Source organism: Bradyrhizobium sp. 2TAF24, assembly GCF_052115025.1.
Classification (GTDB): Bacteria; Pseudomonadota; Alphaproteobacteria; order Rhizobiales; family Xanthobacteraceae; genus Bradyrhizobium_A.
In genome coordinates this window covers 350,262-366,936 of sequence record NZ_JBFRFW010000003.1, presented here as the reverse complement: position 1 = coordinate 366,936, position 16,675 = coordinate 350,262, and the positions used below count along the sequence as shown (strand labels likewise).

Below are 16,675 nucleotides of genomic sequence, written 5' to 3'. Positions count from 1 at the left end.
GCCCCTGAGCCGACGTCTCACGTGCCATGTCACGGCCATGACCGGGCGGACATCGATGGTTGACGACAAGGATCATGGTTTGAGCGCCCTGGACCGCGAGGCGATCGACTGGGTGCACCGCCTGGGCTTCGGTGAGGGACGCACGGCCGGGCTGCGCGCCGCGGACCTCGCGGCGGCGCGGCGCTGGCGCGCGCAGAGCGCGGCACATGAGGCCGCGTTCGCGCGGGCCAGTCGGCTGTGGCAGCAGTTCGAGCCGGCGGCGCGCCATCTCCGCCAGCGCGGCGAGATTTCGACCGAACTGCCGTCGCCGTCCCGTCGGATGACACGGCGCGCAATGATCGGCGCGGGCCTGGCAGCGGCGTCGGCCGCTGTCGCCGTTGTTCGACCGCCGCTCGACCTTTGGCCGTCGCTGGCCGAGTTCACGGCCGACTATCGCACAGGAACCGGCGAACAGAACCTGCTGGCACTGCAGGCCGGGGTGTCGGTGCACATGAACACGCAGACCAGCGTGGCGATGCGGCCGCCGCAGGCCGATGCAGACCGCGTCGAACTGATCGCCGGACAGGCCTCGTTCGTGGCGTCGGCGCCGATGGGACGCGGCCTGATCGTGCTGGCGGGGGGCGGCTCCGTGACGGCGACGAGCGGCCGCTTCGACATGCAATGCCATGACGGCGTGGTCCGCGTGACCTGCGTGGCAGGCGAACTTCGCGTCCTGCGACAGAGTGATGCAGCCGTCGTCGGTGCAGGCCAGCAGGTCAGGTACGATCGCGATCGTCTCGATCCCGCGACGTCCGCCGACGTCGAGATGGTGACCGCCTGGGAGAACGGCATGCTGATCTTTCGCATGACGCCCCTGGCGGAGGTCGTCGCAGAAATCAATCGCTACCGTTCCGGCCGCGTGATCCTGCTGGACCGTGATCTCGCCCGCAAGACCGTGAGCGGGCGCTTCCGGATCGATCGCATCGACGACATTTTGCCGCGCCTGAATCAGGCGCTGGGCCTGAAGAATCGAACGCTGCCCGGCGGGGTCATCCTGCTGACATGAAAATCCGCCGGAAACAGGCGGATAAAAATTTTTACGGTTTTGGCCGCCGCGATCGGTCTGGGGGGAGGTGCCGTTCATGCGCGCATGAATGGCGCCCACCTGTCAGGAGCCGACCATGTGTTCGATCGATGTGCTGGACTGTTCTCCCGTAACCGCGCCGGCGCGGGAGTCTGAAGAGCGCATTCGGTCGCATCGCAGGCGTCGTGCCCTGCTGGCCGGTGCCAGCAGCCTCGTCGTCGGCCTGATGCTGATCGGGAACGACAGCCATGCGGCGACGCTGAACGGCGGCAGTCCGCCGGTCTCCGCGCCGAACATCGCATCGGATGCAGCCGTGCTTGCGGCCCGGCAGGCCGCCGGAATGACGCAGCAGACCCAGAGCTCGATGCTGCGAGCGGTGCGCGCGATCCAGGACATGCAGGCGCTGCAAGGCGCCGCGCGCGCGGCGGCGCAAGGCGGCCAGGCTGCTGTGAGCGTGCCCAATGGCCTCGCCCCCGGCGGCTTGCAGGTGGCGCCGGGCGCCGTGGCCGGTTCGGCGCTGTGGCGCGGTGCCCAGTTGCCGACGCAAGGCGTCGATGCGGCCGGCCAGACCCAGGTCGGTATCCGGCAGACCGAGGCCCAGGCGATCCTCAACTGGAATTCATTCAATGTCGGCGCGCGCACCACGCTGACGTTCGATCAGCAGGGCAATGCCGGCTGGGTCGCGCTCAATCGCGTCACCGGCGCCACCGCGCCGAGCCAGATCCTCGGCAATATCAGGGCCGACGGCCAGGTCTACGTCATCAACCAGAACGGCATCGTGTTCGGCGGCGCCAGCCAGATCAATGTCGGGGCGCTGATTGCGTCGACCGCGCGGATCACCGACCAGCAGCTGCTTGGCAACGGCATCTATTCGGCGCGGACCGCCAGCAGCTATGTGCCGAGCTTCACCGCGGCCGGCGGCAAGGTCGTCGTCGAGGCCGGCGCCTCGATCTCCACTCACGCGCCGTCGTCGGTGACGGCGGGCGGCGGCTTCGTGCTGCTGCTCGGCAGCGAGGTCGTCAACGCCGGCTCGATCGCGACGCCGAAGGGCCAGGCCCTGCTGGCCGCCGGCGACGATTTCATCCTGCGGCCCGGCTACGGCACGCAGGGCAACCAGTTCTCGACCACGCGCGGCAGCGAGATCGCGCCGCTGCTCTCCGCCGGCAGCAGCAGCGGCCGCGTCAGCAACAGCGGCCTCGTGCTGTCGCAGCAGGGCGACATCACGCTGGCGGGCCGTACCGTGACCCAGAGTGGCGTGCTGGTCTCGACCACGTCGGTGAACCAGCGCGGCACGATCCATCTGCTGAACGCCGCGAGCGATGCGTCGGGGAGCGTCACGCTCGCGGGCGGCAGCATCAGCGCCATCCTGCCGGAGCTCGACTCCGCCGAGACCGCGCTCAATGCCAAGCGTGATGCGCTGATCGCCGCCTCGGGGCTCAACGTGCTGGCGACCGGCCAGTTCAACAACCTGTCGGTGCTCGCCGACCGGCTCGATCAGTCCCGGGTCGAGATCGTCACCGGCGGCGTCGCCACGTTCCAGGACAAGTCGCTGACCATGGCGCAGGGCGGCCAGGTCGCGGTCAGCGCCGGCCGCAGCATCTTCGCCGAATCCGGTTCGACGATCGACGTCTCCGGTGTGCAGGGGGTCGCCCGGCCGATGTCGGCCAACCAGGTGCAGGTCAACATCCAGGGCAATGACCTGCGCGACTCGCCGCAGAACCGCGACAGCGGCGCGCTGATCAACCAGAACGTCTGGATCGACATCCGCAACCTGGTGCTGGTTCCCGCCGGAACCGGCGGCTATGCCGGCGATCGCTATTACACCAAGGGCGGCCTGCTCGAGGTCGGCGGCTACCTCGCCAACACCGCGCACACCATCGGCGAATGGACCGCGGTCGGCGGCACCATCACGCTGGCGGCGCCCACGGTGGTGGCGCAGCGTGGCGCGCATTTCGACATCTCCGGCGGCTCGGTGGCGTATGCCGGCGGCAATATTCTCTCCAGCAGCCTGATCGGCAGCGACGGCCGGATCTATCGTTTCGACGATGCGCCGGCCGACATGAAGTTCATCGCCGTCGCCGGCGGCTTCGTCCGCACGCACATGATCCAGGGCCGCATCTCGCCGGCGCTGACCGAGGTCTGGACGAGCCTGCTCGGCCCGTCAGCGACATCGCGCTATGAAGCCGGCTACACGGTCGGCCGCGACGCCGGCCGGCTGATCCTGTCGTCGCCGACGGCGATCATGGAAGCCGATGTCGTCGCCGACGTGATCACCGGCCAGCGCCAGACCAGCGCCCGCGTCGCCGCGGCCGTCGATGGCTACAAGCAGACCCAGAATGCCGCGCCGCTCGCAGGAACGCTGGCGCTCGGCCAGTACACGGCGCAGGGCCGGACGGATCTGTTCAACACCGATGTGCGGATCGGCAGCATTGCCGACGTCTCGCCCGGCCTCGGCGCCGGCGATGGCACCCCGGCGGGCCGCGCCAACACCGCGTGGTTCGATGCCCGGCGTCTCAGCGACTATGGTCTTGGCCGCCTCGAGCTCGGCACCCGCGGCGCGATCGCGATCGAGGGCAACCTGACGCTCGCCCATGGCGGCGCCCTCGACCTGACCGCACCGGTGGTCGACATCAAGGCCCGAGTCACGGCCCATGGCGGCAGCGTCAGCTCCACCAACGCGTTCTCGTCGCAGGTCGTCGGCAATGTCTCGCTGCTCGCCGGCGGGGTGTCGTCGGTGGCGCTGCGTCAGGGCGCGGCCCTCGATCTCAGCGGGCTGTCGACCGATCTGCGCGCCGATTCCGATGCGCCGGGCCGTGCGGCCCGTGTCGATGGCGGCTCCGTGTCGCTGCAGTCGACGCGCGACGTCGTTCTAGAGCAGGGCTCGGAGATCGATGTGTCCTCCGGCGCCATCTTTCTGGCCAATGGCACGGTGCAGGGCGGCCGGGGCGGCAACGCCACGTTTGCGGCCAATGCCGGCGGTCTCGGCACGAGCGGCAACCTCACTCTCGGCACTGTGTTGCGCGGCTACGGCGTCAATGGCGGCGGCGCGCTGTCGGTGCAGGCCGGGCGTGTGGTCATCGGCGGCGCAGCAGCGCCGCAGGCGGGCACGCTGGTGCTCGATCCCAGCTTGTTCGCCAGGGGCTTCTCCAGCTACAGCATCATCGGCAACCGCGGCGTGACCGTCGCCGACGGCACCCGCATCGATGTCACCATGCCGGTCTACCGGGTAGCCGCCACCAACCAGGCCGCGGCCGATGCGGCCGCGCGGCTGCAGGTGTGGACGCCGCCGCTCTATCTGGAGAACGCGGTCACCGGTGTGCTGGTGCAGCGCAAGGGCGCCAGCCTGTCGCTGCAGGCCGGCAGCAATCAGGCGCTGGCGAGCGACCTGCCGCAGATGGGCCTGACGATCGGCGCGAATGCCGTGATCAATGTCGACGCCGGGCAGTCGATCGCGGTCGCCAGCGTCGGCCAGCTGACGGTGGACGGCGCACTGCATGCATCCGGCGGCAGCATCTCGCTGAAGACCGTCGATCTCGCCGAGATGCAGCAGGACCAGGTCGCGGCCGCGCCCAGCAGCCGGTCGATCTGGGTCGGCGAGCACGCCACGCTGGACGTGGCGGCGGTGGCTGCGACGGCGCTGGATGGCCGTGGGCGCCGCTATGGCCTGGTGCGCAATGGCGGCAGCATCGTCATCGGCGGCGAGATCGATGGTGCGCTGGGCCAGGCGACGGCCTCGAACAATTTCATCGTGGTGCGGCCGGGCGCCGTGCTCGACGCATCCGGTACCGCGGCGGTGCTGGACGTTCTCGGCCTTGGTGCGATCAATGTCGCCGGCAATGGCGGCAGCATCTCGCTGGCCTCCAACAACGGCCTCTATCTGGATGGCGCCATGGTGGCGCGCGCCGGCGGCGCCGGCGCGGCTGGCGGCAGCCTGAATGTTGCGCTGCAGATGCGTGAATACACCACGCTGTCGTATGATCCGGTCAACAATCCGCTGGCCGATCCGGCGGTGCGTGCGCAGCGGCAGGTGGTGCTCACCAATGCGCAGGGCGGACCGGTTCTCGCAGGTTCGCTGCAGGCGGGCGCGGCGGATCCGGCATTCGCTTACGGTTATGCGCGGCTCGGCGCCGACGCCGTTGCGCGCGGCGGTTTCGACAACCTGTCGGTCATGAGCAGCGCCATCGCCTTCGACGGACATGTGGCGCTGCATCTCGGGCAGAGCCTCAGCCTCTACAGCGACCTGCTGATGCCGGTTGCGGGGGCGACCCGCGATGCCCGCATCATTCTCGATGCGGCCTATGTGCGCCTCGGCCAGTCCAACTATGCCACGACCACGCAGATCCCCGGAAAGTCGCGCGCGCCGGTGTGGACGGCGCCGCCGACACGGCTCGACGTTCGTCTCGACGTCGCCGCCAAGCTGATCGACGTCCGCGACAGCGTCCAGGCGATGTTCGGGCTGACGCGCCTGCGCAGCGACGGCGATCTGCGCTTCCTGCAGGGCGTGCGTCCCTACGCGCCCCTCATCAGCACCTCGCTGATCAGCCCCGGCAGCATCACCCTACGCGCGGCACAGGTCTATCCGGCAACCGGCGTCGTCGCCCAGGTGCAGGCGGGTTACGGCAGTTCGAACGGACGTGTCGGCTATGATCCGGCGCAGGTTCTGCGCATCGAGGCGACCTCAGCCGAGGCGCCGCCTGTTCCCTATGCGGTGTTCGGCGACCTGACGCTGGCCGCCGCGGTCGTCGAGCAAGCCGGGGTGGTGCGTGCGCCGCTCGGCAAGCTGACCATCGGGACGGGGCAATATGACGGCTCGAACACCACCAGGGTGACACTGCTGCCGGGCAGCCTGACATCCGTCAGCGGCCGCGGCCTTGTCATGCCCTATGGCGGCACCGCCGACGGCCTGAGCTATCTCTACAATGGCAGCGAGGTCCGCCTGACCGGTGCCGGCGGCGCCGATTTCGTCGGCAACAGCAGCATCCTGCGGACCGGCATCGCGTTCGGCGGCAAGAGCGCGATCGTCGAAACCGGCGCCATCGTGGATCTGTCCGGCGGCGGCGTCCTGACCGGCGCAGGCTTCATCAGCGGCCGTGGCGGATCGGTGGACGTGCTGCGCACGGCGTTGCGCAACGTCAATCCGGCTTACGGGTTCAGTGCACCTGGCAATGCCGTGTACGCCATCGTCCCGAACTTCGGGGGCAGTTACGCGCCGGTCGCGGCCGATGCCGGCGCGGGCAATCCGCTCGTCGGGCGTCAGATCACGCTGGACGGCAGCGTGCCGGGTCTGCCGGCCGGCACCTACACGCTGATGCCCTCGACCTATGCACTGCTGCCCGGCGCATTCCGGGTCGAGATCGGCGCCGCGCAGTCGCGCGTTGCGATGGCCGGGGCCATGCCGCTGGGCAACGGGTCGTATGTCGCGTCCGGCCGCCTCGGCATTGCCGATACGGCGATCCGGGACAGCCTTGCCAGCCCGGTCGTGCTGACGCCGGCCAGCGCCGTGCGCAGCATGTCGCAGTACAACGAGACGAGCTATGCCGACTATATCGTCGCCGATGCGGCCAAGCGCGGCGTGCCGCGGGCGATGTTGCCGATCGACGCCCGCAGCCTGCTGCTGGATCTGAATCCGGGCGCCGGCCGCGCGGCCTTCCGTTTCGATGGCACCGCGCTGTTCGATGCGCTGCGCGGCGGCTATGGCGGGTCGGTCATGGCCACGACTGCGTCCGGCGGCGGCGCGGACATCGAGGTCGTCGCCGCGGGCGGCGCTGCGTCGGCTGGTTTCACCGGCGTGACCCTCGATTCGGCCACGCTCAATGCGCTCGGCGCATCGCGGCTGGTGATCGGCGGCATGCAGTACGTTCAGTATGGCCAGGGCGGCCGTCTCGTCGGTAGCTACGATCGCACGCCTTATGTCTATCTGCGCCAGGGCGCGCTGCTGTCGGCACCCGAAGTCTTCCTGATGGCCAATGGACAGAATAATGTCACCGGCAGCGGGATTGTCATCGAGCAGGGCGCCCGCATCAACACCATCGGCAGGGGCGCCGCGGCCTACGATTCGCGGAACGGCTACGTCTACGCCACCGATGGCAGCTACCTGATGGTCTCCAACGGCGTGCTCGACCTGGTGCCGAGCAGCGCCGTGGCGAGCCCGATCATGACCAGCGGCGTGCGCATCGGCGTCTGCGGCAGCGCGACCTGCAGCGGGCAGACCGAAATCTATTCGGAGGGCACCATCGCCCTGGTGACGCCGAACCAGTTCCAGATGGACGACGCGGTGCGCTACGGCACCCGCAACCTGACGCTGGCGGTAAGCCGCATTAACATCGGCGACGGCGCCGTGCTGGCCGATGCGGCCGCGCGCAACGTGCTGCCGAGCGGGCTGGCGATGAACCAGGCGCTGCTCGATCGCCTGCTGCGCGGCGACACGCGATATGGCGCGCCGGGGCTGGAGACGCTGACGCTGTCGGCATCCAATGCCGTCAACATCTTCGGCTCGGTGACGCTGGACACGGTCGATGCGGCGACCGGCAGGTCGACGCTCGCCAATCTCGTGCTCGGCACGCCTGCGATCTATGGCGCCGGCGGTGCCGCCGATGTCGCCACCATCCGCACCGGCAACTTCATCTGGCGCGGATCGACGCTGCCGCCGGGTGACGTCGTCGCCGGTGGCGCCGGCACCGGCAGCGGCACGCTGAACGTCGCCGCGGAGCGCATCGTGCTGGGCTACGGCGCGAACTCCCGCCCCAGCGGCAACGATACCGACGGCCGGCTGGTGCTCGGCTTCGCCAGCGTCAACCTGTCCGCCACCGATCGCATCACCGCCAACCAGAAGGGCTCGCTGTCGGTCTATCAGGCGCGCGGCGCCTATGTGCCGGGACAAGGCTATGGCTACAGCGGCGGCAACCTCACCATCACGGCGCCGCTGATGACCGGTGCGGGCGGCTCGGTCAGCAGCATCACCGCGGGCGGCGACCTGCGCCTTGTCGGCGCCGGGGTTGCCGGCGAGGTCAGGACCGATACGCTGGGCGCGCAACTGACGCTGAGCGGCAACAGCCTGACGCTCGATACGTCGATCGTGCTGCCGAGCGGCAAGCTGGCGTTGAAGGCGACGGGCGACATCGTGCTGACCGGCGCATCCCGCATCGACATGGCGGGCCGTGAAGTCGTCTTCAACGACTTGCGCAAGTACAGCTGGGGCGGCGAGGTCACGCTCGACAGCAGCGGCGGCAACATCCGCCAGGCGGCGGGTTCGGTGATCGACCTGTCGGCGCGCAACAACAACGCCGGCAGCCTGACCGCGATCGCGCTCGACGCGGCCGCCGGGCTCGTCGATCTGCAGGGCGCGATCATCGGCACGACCAGCGGCCGCTACGATGCGGGCGGCACGCTGGTGCCCTATCGCGCCGGCAGTGCCAGCGTCCGCGCGCAGTCGCTCGGCGACTTCGCGGCGCTGAATGCCCGCCTTACCGCCGGCGGCGTGTTCGGCGCGCGCGGCTTCCAGATCAAGCAGGGCGATCTCACCATCGGCAAGCTGAAGGCGAACGACATCAGCGTCTCGCTCGACAACGGCCTGCTGACCGTGGTGGGAACAATCGATGCCAGCGGTGAGCGGGTCGGCTCCATCCGGCTGGCCGCGAAACACGGGCTGACCCTGACCGGGACGGCGGTGCTCGATGCCCATGGCACGGGGCTGCGCGTCGACAGCTATGGCAAGATCATCGACAGCCCCAACCGCGCCATCGTCGAGCTCGGTTCAGGCGACGGCCGGCTGACGCTGGCCCAGGGCGCGCGCATCGACCTGCGCCACGGCACCAGCGCGCCGGTCGGGACATCGGCGGGCCAGAACGACGGCCGTGCCCGCGGCACGCTCGATCTCAATGCGCCGCGCATCGGCAGCACCGGCAAGACGACGGATCCTGATGCGGCGACCTATGGTGACATCGATATCGACGTCAGCGGCCTGCCGAACATTCAAGGCGCGCGGGCGATCAACGTCAACGCCATGCAGAGCTATTCCGATGCGCCGACTGCGCCGGCCCCCGCGGCCAGCGGCCGCCCGTATCAGGTGATCGATCAGGCCTGGCTCGATGGCAAGCACGCAGCGAGCACGGCGTTCATCACCGCCGCGCTCGGACGCGGCAGCCTGACCGCCGGCAAGCTTGCCGGCCTCAACAATGCGACCTATCGCGATGCCTTCCATCTGCGGCCGGGCATCGAGGTGGTCAGCAAGCTGCCGGGGGGCGATCTGGTGGTGCAGGGCGATCTCGACCTGTCCGGCTATCGCTATGCCAGCCTCAATCCCAATGCGCAGCGCACCGGCGTCTACGGTTCGGGAGAGGCGGGGACGTTGACGCTGCGCGCCGGCGGCGATCTCACGATCTATGGTAGCATCACCGACGGCTTCATGCCGCCGCCGGAAACACAGGACGACAAGGGCTGGCTGCTGCTGCCGGGCAAGGACTTCACCGGCGGCGACGTCTATGTGCCGCGCACGGGCGTGGTGCTGGCGGACGGCAGCCGCTTCAGTGGCGGCAGGACGCTGAACTACGACCTGCCGATCAAGGCGTCGAATTTTGCCGCCGGCACGGTGATCCCGGTGGCCAGCACCCTCGGCGCGCCGCTGCAGCTGGTTGCCGGCACCGTCCTGAGCGCCAATGTGCGCGACGCCGCCGGCAACATCCTGTTCGCGGCAGGCGCGATTGTCGGCGCCACCGTCACGCTGCCCGCAGGAACGCGGTTCGATGCCGGAATGACCTTGCCGGCCATCGCAGCGCTGGCGGCATTGACCTGGCCGAAGGGCATCGCCCTGCCGGGAACGGCGGCCTACGTGCTGAACGGCGCGCTCACGCTGCCATACGGCGCCTACCTGCCGTCGGACACCGACATCAAGCTGCCGGACGGCGTCGCGTCCGTCGATCTGCGGTCCGGCGCCGCCGGCAAGCTGTGGGCGCTGGCCAAGATGTTGCCGGAAGGCTCGCAATCGTGGTCGGTGCGTCTCGTTGCCGGCGCCGACACGCAGGCGGCCGACAATCGTCTGACCGATCCCCACGCGGCCCACGGCGACGTGCTGCTGGCGGATCGGCACTACGGCCTGTTCGGAAAATCCAAGCCCGGTGGCGCGCTGGTGTGGACGCAGGCGGGCGTCGACGCATGGGGCGATCCCAATGATACCTCGGTCTATGTCGGGGCGCCGATCGACGAGGTGGCGCTCGGCTGGGTCGGGATGTGCGCCGCCAATCCCACCTGGTGCGCCGTCAAGCCGGTCTTTACCTGGACGAAGGCCGCAGCCGATGAGCTCACGGACGCCGGCATTCCCGGCGTCGTTGCCGGCGCGGTCATCACCGACAAGTTCTTCAAGGACCTCGGGCTCGATCAAACGGCCGCGGGCTACTGCGCCGATACGCCGTCCCACTGCCTGAACACGGCCAAGGACACGTTCGAGCCGACAGCTGGCAGCACGCGGTTCAGCGTGGTGCGCACCGGCGCCGCCGATCTCGATCTGCTGGCGGCACGCAACCTCAACATGTCGTCGTTGTTCGGCGTCTATACGGCCGGCACTTCCTCGGCGCCGACTGGAGCGGGCGACCTCTACAATCTCCCGCGCGCGCCGAATGCCAACGGAAAGATCCTCAGCGACGCCGATGGCGCCTACGAGAAGTTCGTCGACGGCGGCGCCGCCAGCCTGGCGCGGGCGTGGTATCCGACCGGCGGCGGCAACCTCACCGTCAGGGCCGGCGGCAATCTGACCGGCGATATCATGACCCTCCCGGTTTCTGGCGGCGGCCGGCCGAATCCGTCGGACTCAGGCTACAACAGCGCCGCGGTCGGCAACTGGCTGTGGCGCCAGGGCACCGGGACGATGCTGGGCGGATCGCAGGACCAGGCCACGGCATGGTGGATCAATTTCGGCAGCTATGTGAGCTTCGGCGGCGCCGACAAGATGATCGGCTTCACCGGCTTCGGCACGCTCGGCGGCGGCGATCTGCGCCTCGATGTTGGTGGTAATGCCGGCATTCTGGCGCAGCGCACCAGCCTCACCGACCAGCAGATCAACCAGCGCACGCAGGGCCTTGTGCTTGCGGTCGGCAGCACCGGCCGTGTCGGCGCCGGCGGCAGCCTGACACTGACAGGCGGCGGCGATCTCGATGTGCGCATCGGCGGCGCGCTGAACCCGGCGGCGGTTTCGGCGGACGCCCTCTACAACGGCGTGGCGACCAACCTGCGTGGCGCCAGCCGTATCGATGTCGGATCAATCGGCCAGTTGCACAGGCTGTACGGCAATATCGGCATCGCGCAGTCGCCCCGTGAAACGCGGGCCTATGACCTGTTCAAATCATCGCGCGCCGACGTGATCGGTGGCCTGCTGCTGACGCCCGGCGATTCTGTCTTCACGCTGGCAACCGGTGGCGACCTCGTTATTGCCGGGGCCAGCGATCCAGGCCGTGTCACCATGGTCAATGCCACCCCGTTCACCCGCGGCAGCGACGCCGGCGCCGGCACCAGCTGGTTCTCGCTGTGGACCGATCATACTGCGATCAACCTGTTCTCCGCAGGTGGCGACCTGGTGCCGCTCAGCCTCGCGAGCAATCTTCCGGCCACCGACTCCGGGGTGATGTATCCGTCGATCCTCAGCGCGGTGACGGCTGGCGGCAGCCTGTATTACGGCAACGCGATCGCCGACGGCCTCAACGGCAGCGGTGTCTATGCGCCGCTGCTGCTGGCCCCCTCGGCGACTGGCAAGCTGGAATTCCTCGCCGCGGATTCGATCTATGCCGGCGGCTTCATGGTGGCACGATCGAGCGCATCGCCGCGGTCGCTGGCAACGCCGTTCAACCCGGCGTTCGCCGGCACGATCACGGTGACCGGGGGCAGCGTCAGCAATCTGTCCGCCACCGGCAACCAGGCACGCCCGGACATCGGGATTGACCCGCTGTTCGCCTTCGGGCCGAACACCGCCACGGCGGATGGCGGCCAGGGCGATCCCGCGCGGTTCTATGCGATCAACGGCGATCTGGTCGGTGTCGGCAGCGGCCGCATCGTCACCTTTGCCGCCACCGATCCGTTCCGTGCCGGACAGGTCTGGTATCAGGGCGCCGGGCCGGTGCGAATGATGGCCGGTCGCGACATCGTCGGCAGCGGCACCGCGCCGGGCGACACCGAGGATGGCAACGGCGGCTACTACAATTCCTACTTCTCCTCGACCGGCAACCTGTTCGTTCACCGTGCCGAGACCGATGTTTCGGTGGTGCAGGCCGGCCGCGACATCGTCTACAGCAGCTTCAACGTCGGCGGTCCCGGCACGCTGCAGATCTCCGCGGGACGCAACATCCTGATGGAAAACAAGGCGAACGTTACCTCCGTCGGGCCTGTGGTCGCCGGCGACGCGCGGCCAGGCGCAGGGATCGTCATGCAGGCGGGCGGCGGTGCCAGCGGCCCGAACTACGCGGCGCTGCTGCGTTACCTCGACCCCGCCAACATGCTGCCGGCCGGAATGCCGCTCGAAGGCTCGGGCAGGGTCGCGAGGACCTACGAGAAGGAGCTCGCGGCGTGGCTGCAGCAGCGCTACGGCTTTGCCGGCACCGACGCCGAGGCACGCGCCGCGTTCGGCGCGCTGGGGCCGGAGCAGCAGCAGATCTTCCTGCGCCGCGTCTACTTCGCCGAGCTGACCGCCGGCGGGCGCGAGTACAACGACAACACCAGCCCGCGCTACCGCAGCTATCTGCGGGGACGTGAGGCGATCGCCGCGCTGTTCCCCGATGCGGCGGTCTCGTCCGGCGACATCACGATGTTCGGTGGTTCGGGTGTCCGCACGCTGTTCGGCGGTGACATCCAGATGCTGACGCCGGGCGGCAAGCTGGTGATCGGCACCGATGGCGTCGCGCCGCCGGCCACCGCGGGCGTGATCACCCAGGGCTCCGGCGACATCCAGATCTACGCCAAGGGCAGCGTCATGCTCGGCCTGTCGCGCATCATGACGACGTTCGGCGGCAACATCATCGCCTGGTCGGCCGGTGGCGACATCAATGCCGGCCGCGGCGCCAAGACCACGGTCATCTACACGCCGCCGCGGCGCGTCTACGACCGCTACGGCAATGTCGCGCTGTCGCCGCAGGTGCCGTCGTCCGGTGCCGGCATTGACACGCTCAATCCGATTCCGGAGGTCAAGGTCGGCGACATCGACCTGATCGCGCCGCTCGGCACCATCGACGCCGGCGAAGCCGGCATCCGCGTCTCCGGCAACATCAACCTGGCGGCGCTGCAGGTCGTCAATGCCGCGAACATCCAGGTGCAGGGCACCTCGTCCGGCATTCCGACCGTGCAGGCGCCGAGCATCAGCACGGCCCTCACCGCTGGCAATGCGACGGCGGCGACGCAGCAGACCGCAGCGCCTGCGCCGGCCGCCAGCGGCCGCCCATCGGTCATCATTGTCGAGGTCCTCGGCTATGGCGGCGGTGGCGGTGAGGACGATCCGCGCCGGCGCGGCCGGCCGGACGATCAGCAGAGCCGGCGTGAGCCATCCGGCTATGATCCGACCAGCAAGTTTCAGGTCATCGGCAACGGCGACCTGACCGAGCAGCAGAAGCGGGCGCTGACCGAAGGCGAGCGCGAGCGGCTTTAGGTGGAATCGTCCGCTGCCCCGGGACCGGGCAGCGGACGCACCTGCAGCTGCGGCCGGTCGCCGTGCTCGGGCATGATGCATGTCCGCGCGCGGTCAGCCCTTTGCTTCAAGCGCAGTTCGGCTTGCCCCTGCGCGCAACGTCCCGACATCCGCGTCTATTCAGCGCCGCGCGCCCATCGTGCCGGCGATCGTGTTGTTGCCTGCCAAATTGTGCCTGCCTAAGGTCGCGCCGGAATTCCCGGCGACCCGCCGGCCGGAATGAGTCCGGACGGGGGGTGGGGAGGGAGCCGGCGCAACAATCACTGCGCGGCCAACACGGGCGTGGGCGATGGGACAACGCGAACAATTCGGGCCCGACCTTCTCGGTTCGGCGCGGGCGATGCTGGCGGCGCTGGAGCGGCGCGATGTCTCGGCCGAGGAGTTGCTGGCGCTGCATCTCGACCGCATCGATGCGCTGAACGCGCAGGTCAACGCGGTGGTGACCATCGATCGTGACGGCGCGGTGGCGCGTGCCCGCGCCGCCGATGCGCGCCGCGCCGCGGGCACGCCGCTCGGCCGGCTCGACGGCCTGCCAATGACCGTGAAGGACAGCATCCGCACCCGCGGCATCCGCACGGTGGTCGGTTTCGAAGGCCTGCGCGACCATGTGCCGGAGGTCGATGCCGGCGTCATCACCCGCGCCGCGCGTGACGGCGCCAACGTGTTCGGCAAGACCAATGTGCCGACCATGGCGAGCGACATCCAGACCTACAACAGCGTGTTCGGCGTCACCCGCAACCCGTGGAGCGCGGGCCATGCGGTTGGTGGCTCCTCCGGCGGCTCGGCGGCGGCGCTCGCGATGGGCTTCACGCCGCTCGAGATCGGCAGCGACATCGCCGGCTCGCTGCGCGTGCCGGCGCATGCCTGTGGCATCTACGCCCACAAGCCGACACTCGACGTGATCCCGGAGGAAGGCCACATTCCGCCGCCGCCGGGCATCGTCGGCTCGACCGGGCTCGCCACCCTCGGGCCGATGGCGCGCAGCGCGCAGGATCTCGAACTGCTGTTCGACGTGCTGATCGACGACGCACCGGCGAGCCATCCACGCTGGCGTCCGCAGCTCGGCCCGCCGCGCCATGCGGCGCTGCGCGACCATCGCATCGCGGTGTGGATCGATGATTCGCGCCTCGTGGCGGACGACGAGACCGTTGCGCTGCTGGCGCGGGTCGGCACGGCGCTGCAGCGCGCCGGCGCACATGTCGACTTCAAGGCGCGGCCGTTCGCGGACAGCGGTCGCGTGGCGGACGCCTATCTGCAACTGGTGCTGCCGCTGCTCGCCGGCGACGCGACACCCGAATCGATCGCCGCCATGGTCGCGGCGCTCGAGGCGACGCGCCCCGTGGCCGCGGCCCATGCGCGCCGCGTGTCGCCGGCGGCCGCCACCATGGCCGCGGTGTTCGCCGCCAAGGAGGTGCAGGCCCGCACCGTGCGCGCCTGGGCGCACTTCTTCCGAGATCACGATGTAGTGATCTGTCCGGTGATGCCGAGCGCGATCATGGCGCACAGCCATGACGGCGCGAGCTGGGCGCGGACCGTGACCGTGGCGGGGCGCGAGATCGCCTACTGGGAGCAGGCGCTGTGGTGCGGTGCGCTTGCGACCTTTGCGTTTCTGCCGGCCACCGCGCGGCCGCTCGGGCGTGCCGCGCAAGGCACGCCGATCGGCATTCAGATCATCGGACCGCATCTCGAGGACCGCACCACCCTGCGCTTCGCCGCGTTGCTCGACGAGCTGTTCGGTGGCTTTGCGCCGCCGCCGCTGCGCGGCTGATCGCGCCTGTGACGGCGGTCGTGATCGGCCGCGGTGTCACGCATGATGTTGCACGCGAGACGATTCCCGGTGCGGCTGCGGTGCCCCAGTAGGGTTCCGATCGATCGATGCGACGTCATCGCCGTGAAGCATCGGAACAAAGTGCTCGAAAAGCGATCAGATGAGCGGTATAAAAATGATCCCCGGGGATATTCGAGGCCGCGGATGTATTATCGCTGCGACTGACCCTCGGGTTTTTCATGACCTTGCTCTGTTTTGATCCATTGCACGTGAGGCATTGAGGTGAGCAAGACCAAGAAGAATCATCGTGTTGATATCTCGTTGTTTGCGCTGTGATCTGGCCTCCATTCGGGTGTGGCAGTCCTGTTGGCCGCAGGTTGTATCCGTTCCGTCGTGCTGCGTTGCGGCAGCTTCCGCCATGGGCGGGGTCTGCCGATCGGGTGGCCGTATGATCCTGCACGGGTAGCATCGAGGAAACGTCATGGAAGTGCGGTCGTCCGGTTTGGGTGAGCGGACGGTGGCGCGGGGCAAGTCGGGGAGATGGGGATGTCGGACAGGGATCGGATCGAGGCGCTCGGGGACCATATCCAGGCGGCGATCGTGCTGGCTTCCCAGCTCAACCACGGCTTCCTCAAGCAGCTGTTGACGATGGCGCTGCTCGAGCTGATCGAGACAGGGCCGGATTTCGGCGAGGCTGCAATCATGCCGGAGCCCGAGCGCAAGGGCTTCGGCGCCGAAACCTTCCAGATTGTCGGCGCATGGGACTGGGATCTGGTGGCCGATCGTATCTATGCCGATGCTGAGGTCGCGCGTCTGTTCGGCATTCCCGTCGCCGAGGCGGAGGCGGGAACCACGGCGCAGGCGTTTCTGCCGCGCATCGCCCCGGAGGACGTCGGCGATGTCCAGAGGCTGATCGAGCAGGCGCGGCGGCTGGGCGGCGCCTACCGCGCCACCTACCGCGTGGTGCAGCCCGACGGCGAGCTCAAGAATGTGTTGGCGGTCGGCCGGGTGATGCTCGACGACAAGCAACGGGCGGTGCGCTTTCCCGGCACTATCCTCGAGGTGCAGAGCGGCGAAGAATCGTTCGCCTACACCGGGCCGGAGGCGCTCGACGCGCGCCGGTTCGAGGGGCTCACCACCCTGCCGCGCCGGCGGCTCGACTAGCTGCCGCGTGTTGCGCCGCGGC

4 protein-coding genes are annotated in these 16,675 nt (G+C 69.1%); all 4 read left to right on the top strand.

Translation table 11 applies throughout. The features are described 5' to 3' along the window. Window positions 1–79: 79 nt before the first annotated feature. The 4 genes from AB4Z37_RS07555 (at window position 80) to AB4Z37_RS07540 (ending at window position 16,653) form a co-directional block, all read left to right on the top strand. Window positions 80–1,045, top strand: coding sequence for a FecR family protein (locus AB4Z37_RS07555; protein ID WP_441516082.1), 966 nt, complete (start codon window positions 80–82; stop codon window positions 1,043–1,045). A gap of 244 nt (window positions 1,046–1,289) precedes the next feature. Then, the gene (locus tag AB4Z37_RS07550; RefSeq protein ID WP_441516148.1) at window positions 1,290–13,682 is read left to right on the top strand and encodes a filamentous haemagglutinin family protein; all 12,393 of its coding nucleotides are present in this window, start codon (window positions 1,290–1,292) and stop codon (window positions 13,680–13,682) included. 328 nt (window positions 13,683–14,010) lie between these two features. Beyond that, window positions 14,011–15,489 (top strand): amidase family protein, encoded by a 1,479-nt coding sequence (locus AB4Z37_RS07545; RefSeq protein WP_441516081.1) that lies wholly within the window; start codon window positions 14,011–14,013, stop codon window positions 15,487–15,489. Window positions 15,490–16,035: 546 nt separating this feature from the next. Beyond that, a complete protein-coding gene (locus AB4Z37_RS07540) occupies window positions 16,036–16,653 on the top strand; it encodes a PAS domain-containing protein (protein WP_441516080.1) in 618 nt (205 codons plus the stop codon). Window positions 16,654–16,675: the final 22 nt, after the last annotated feature.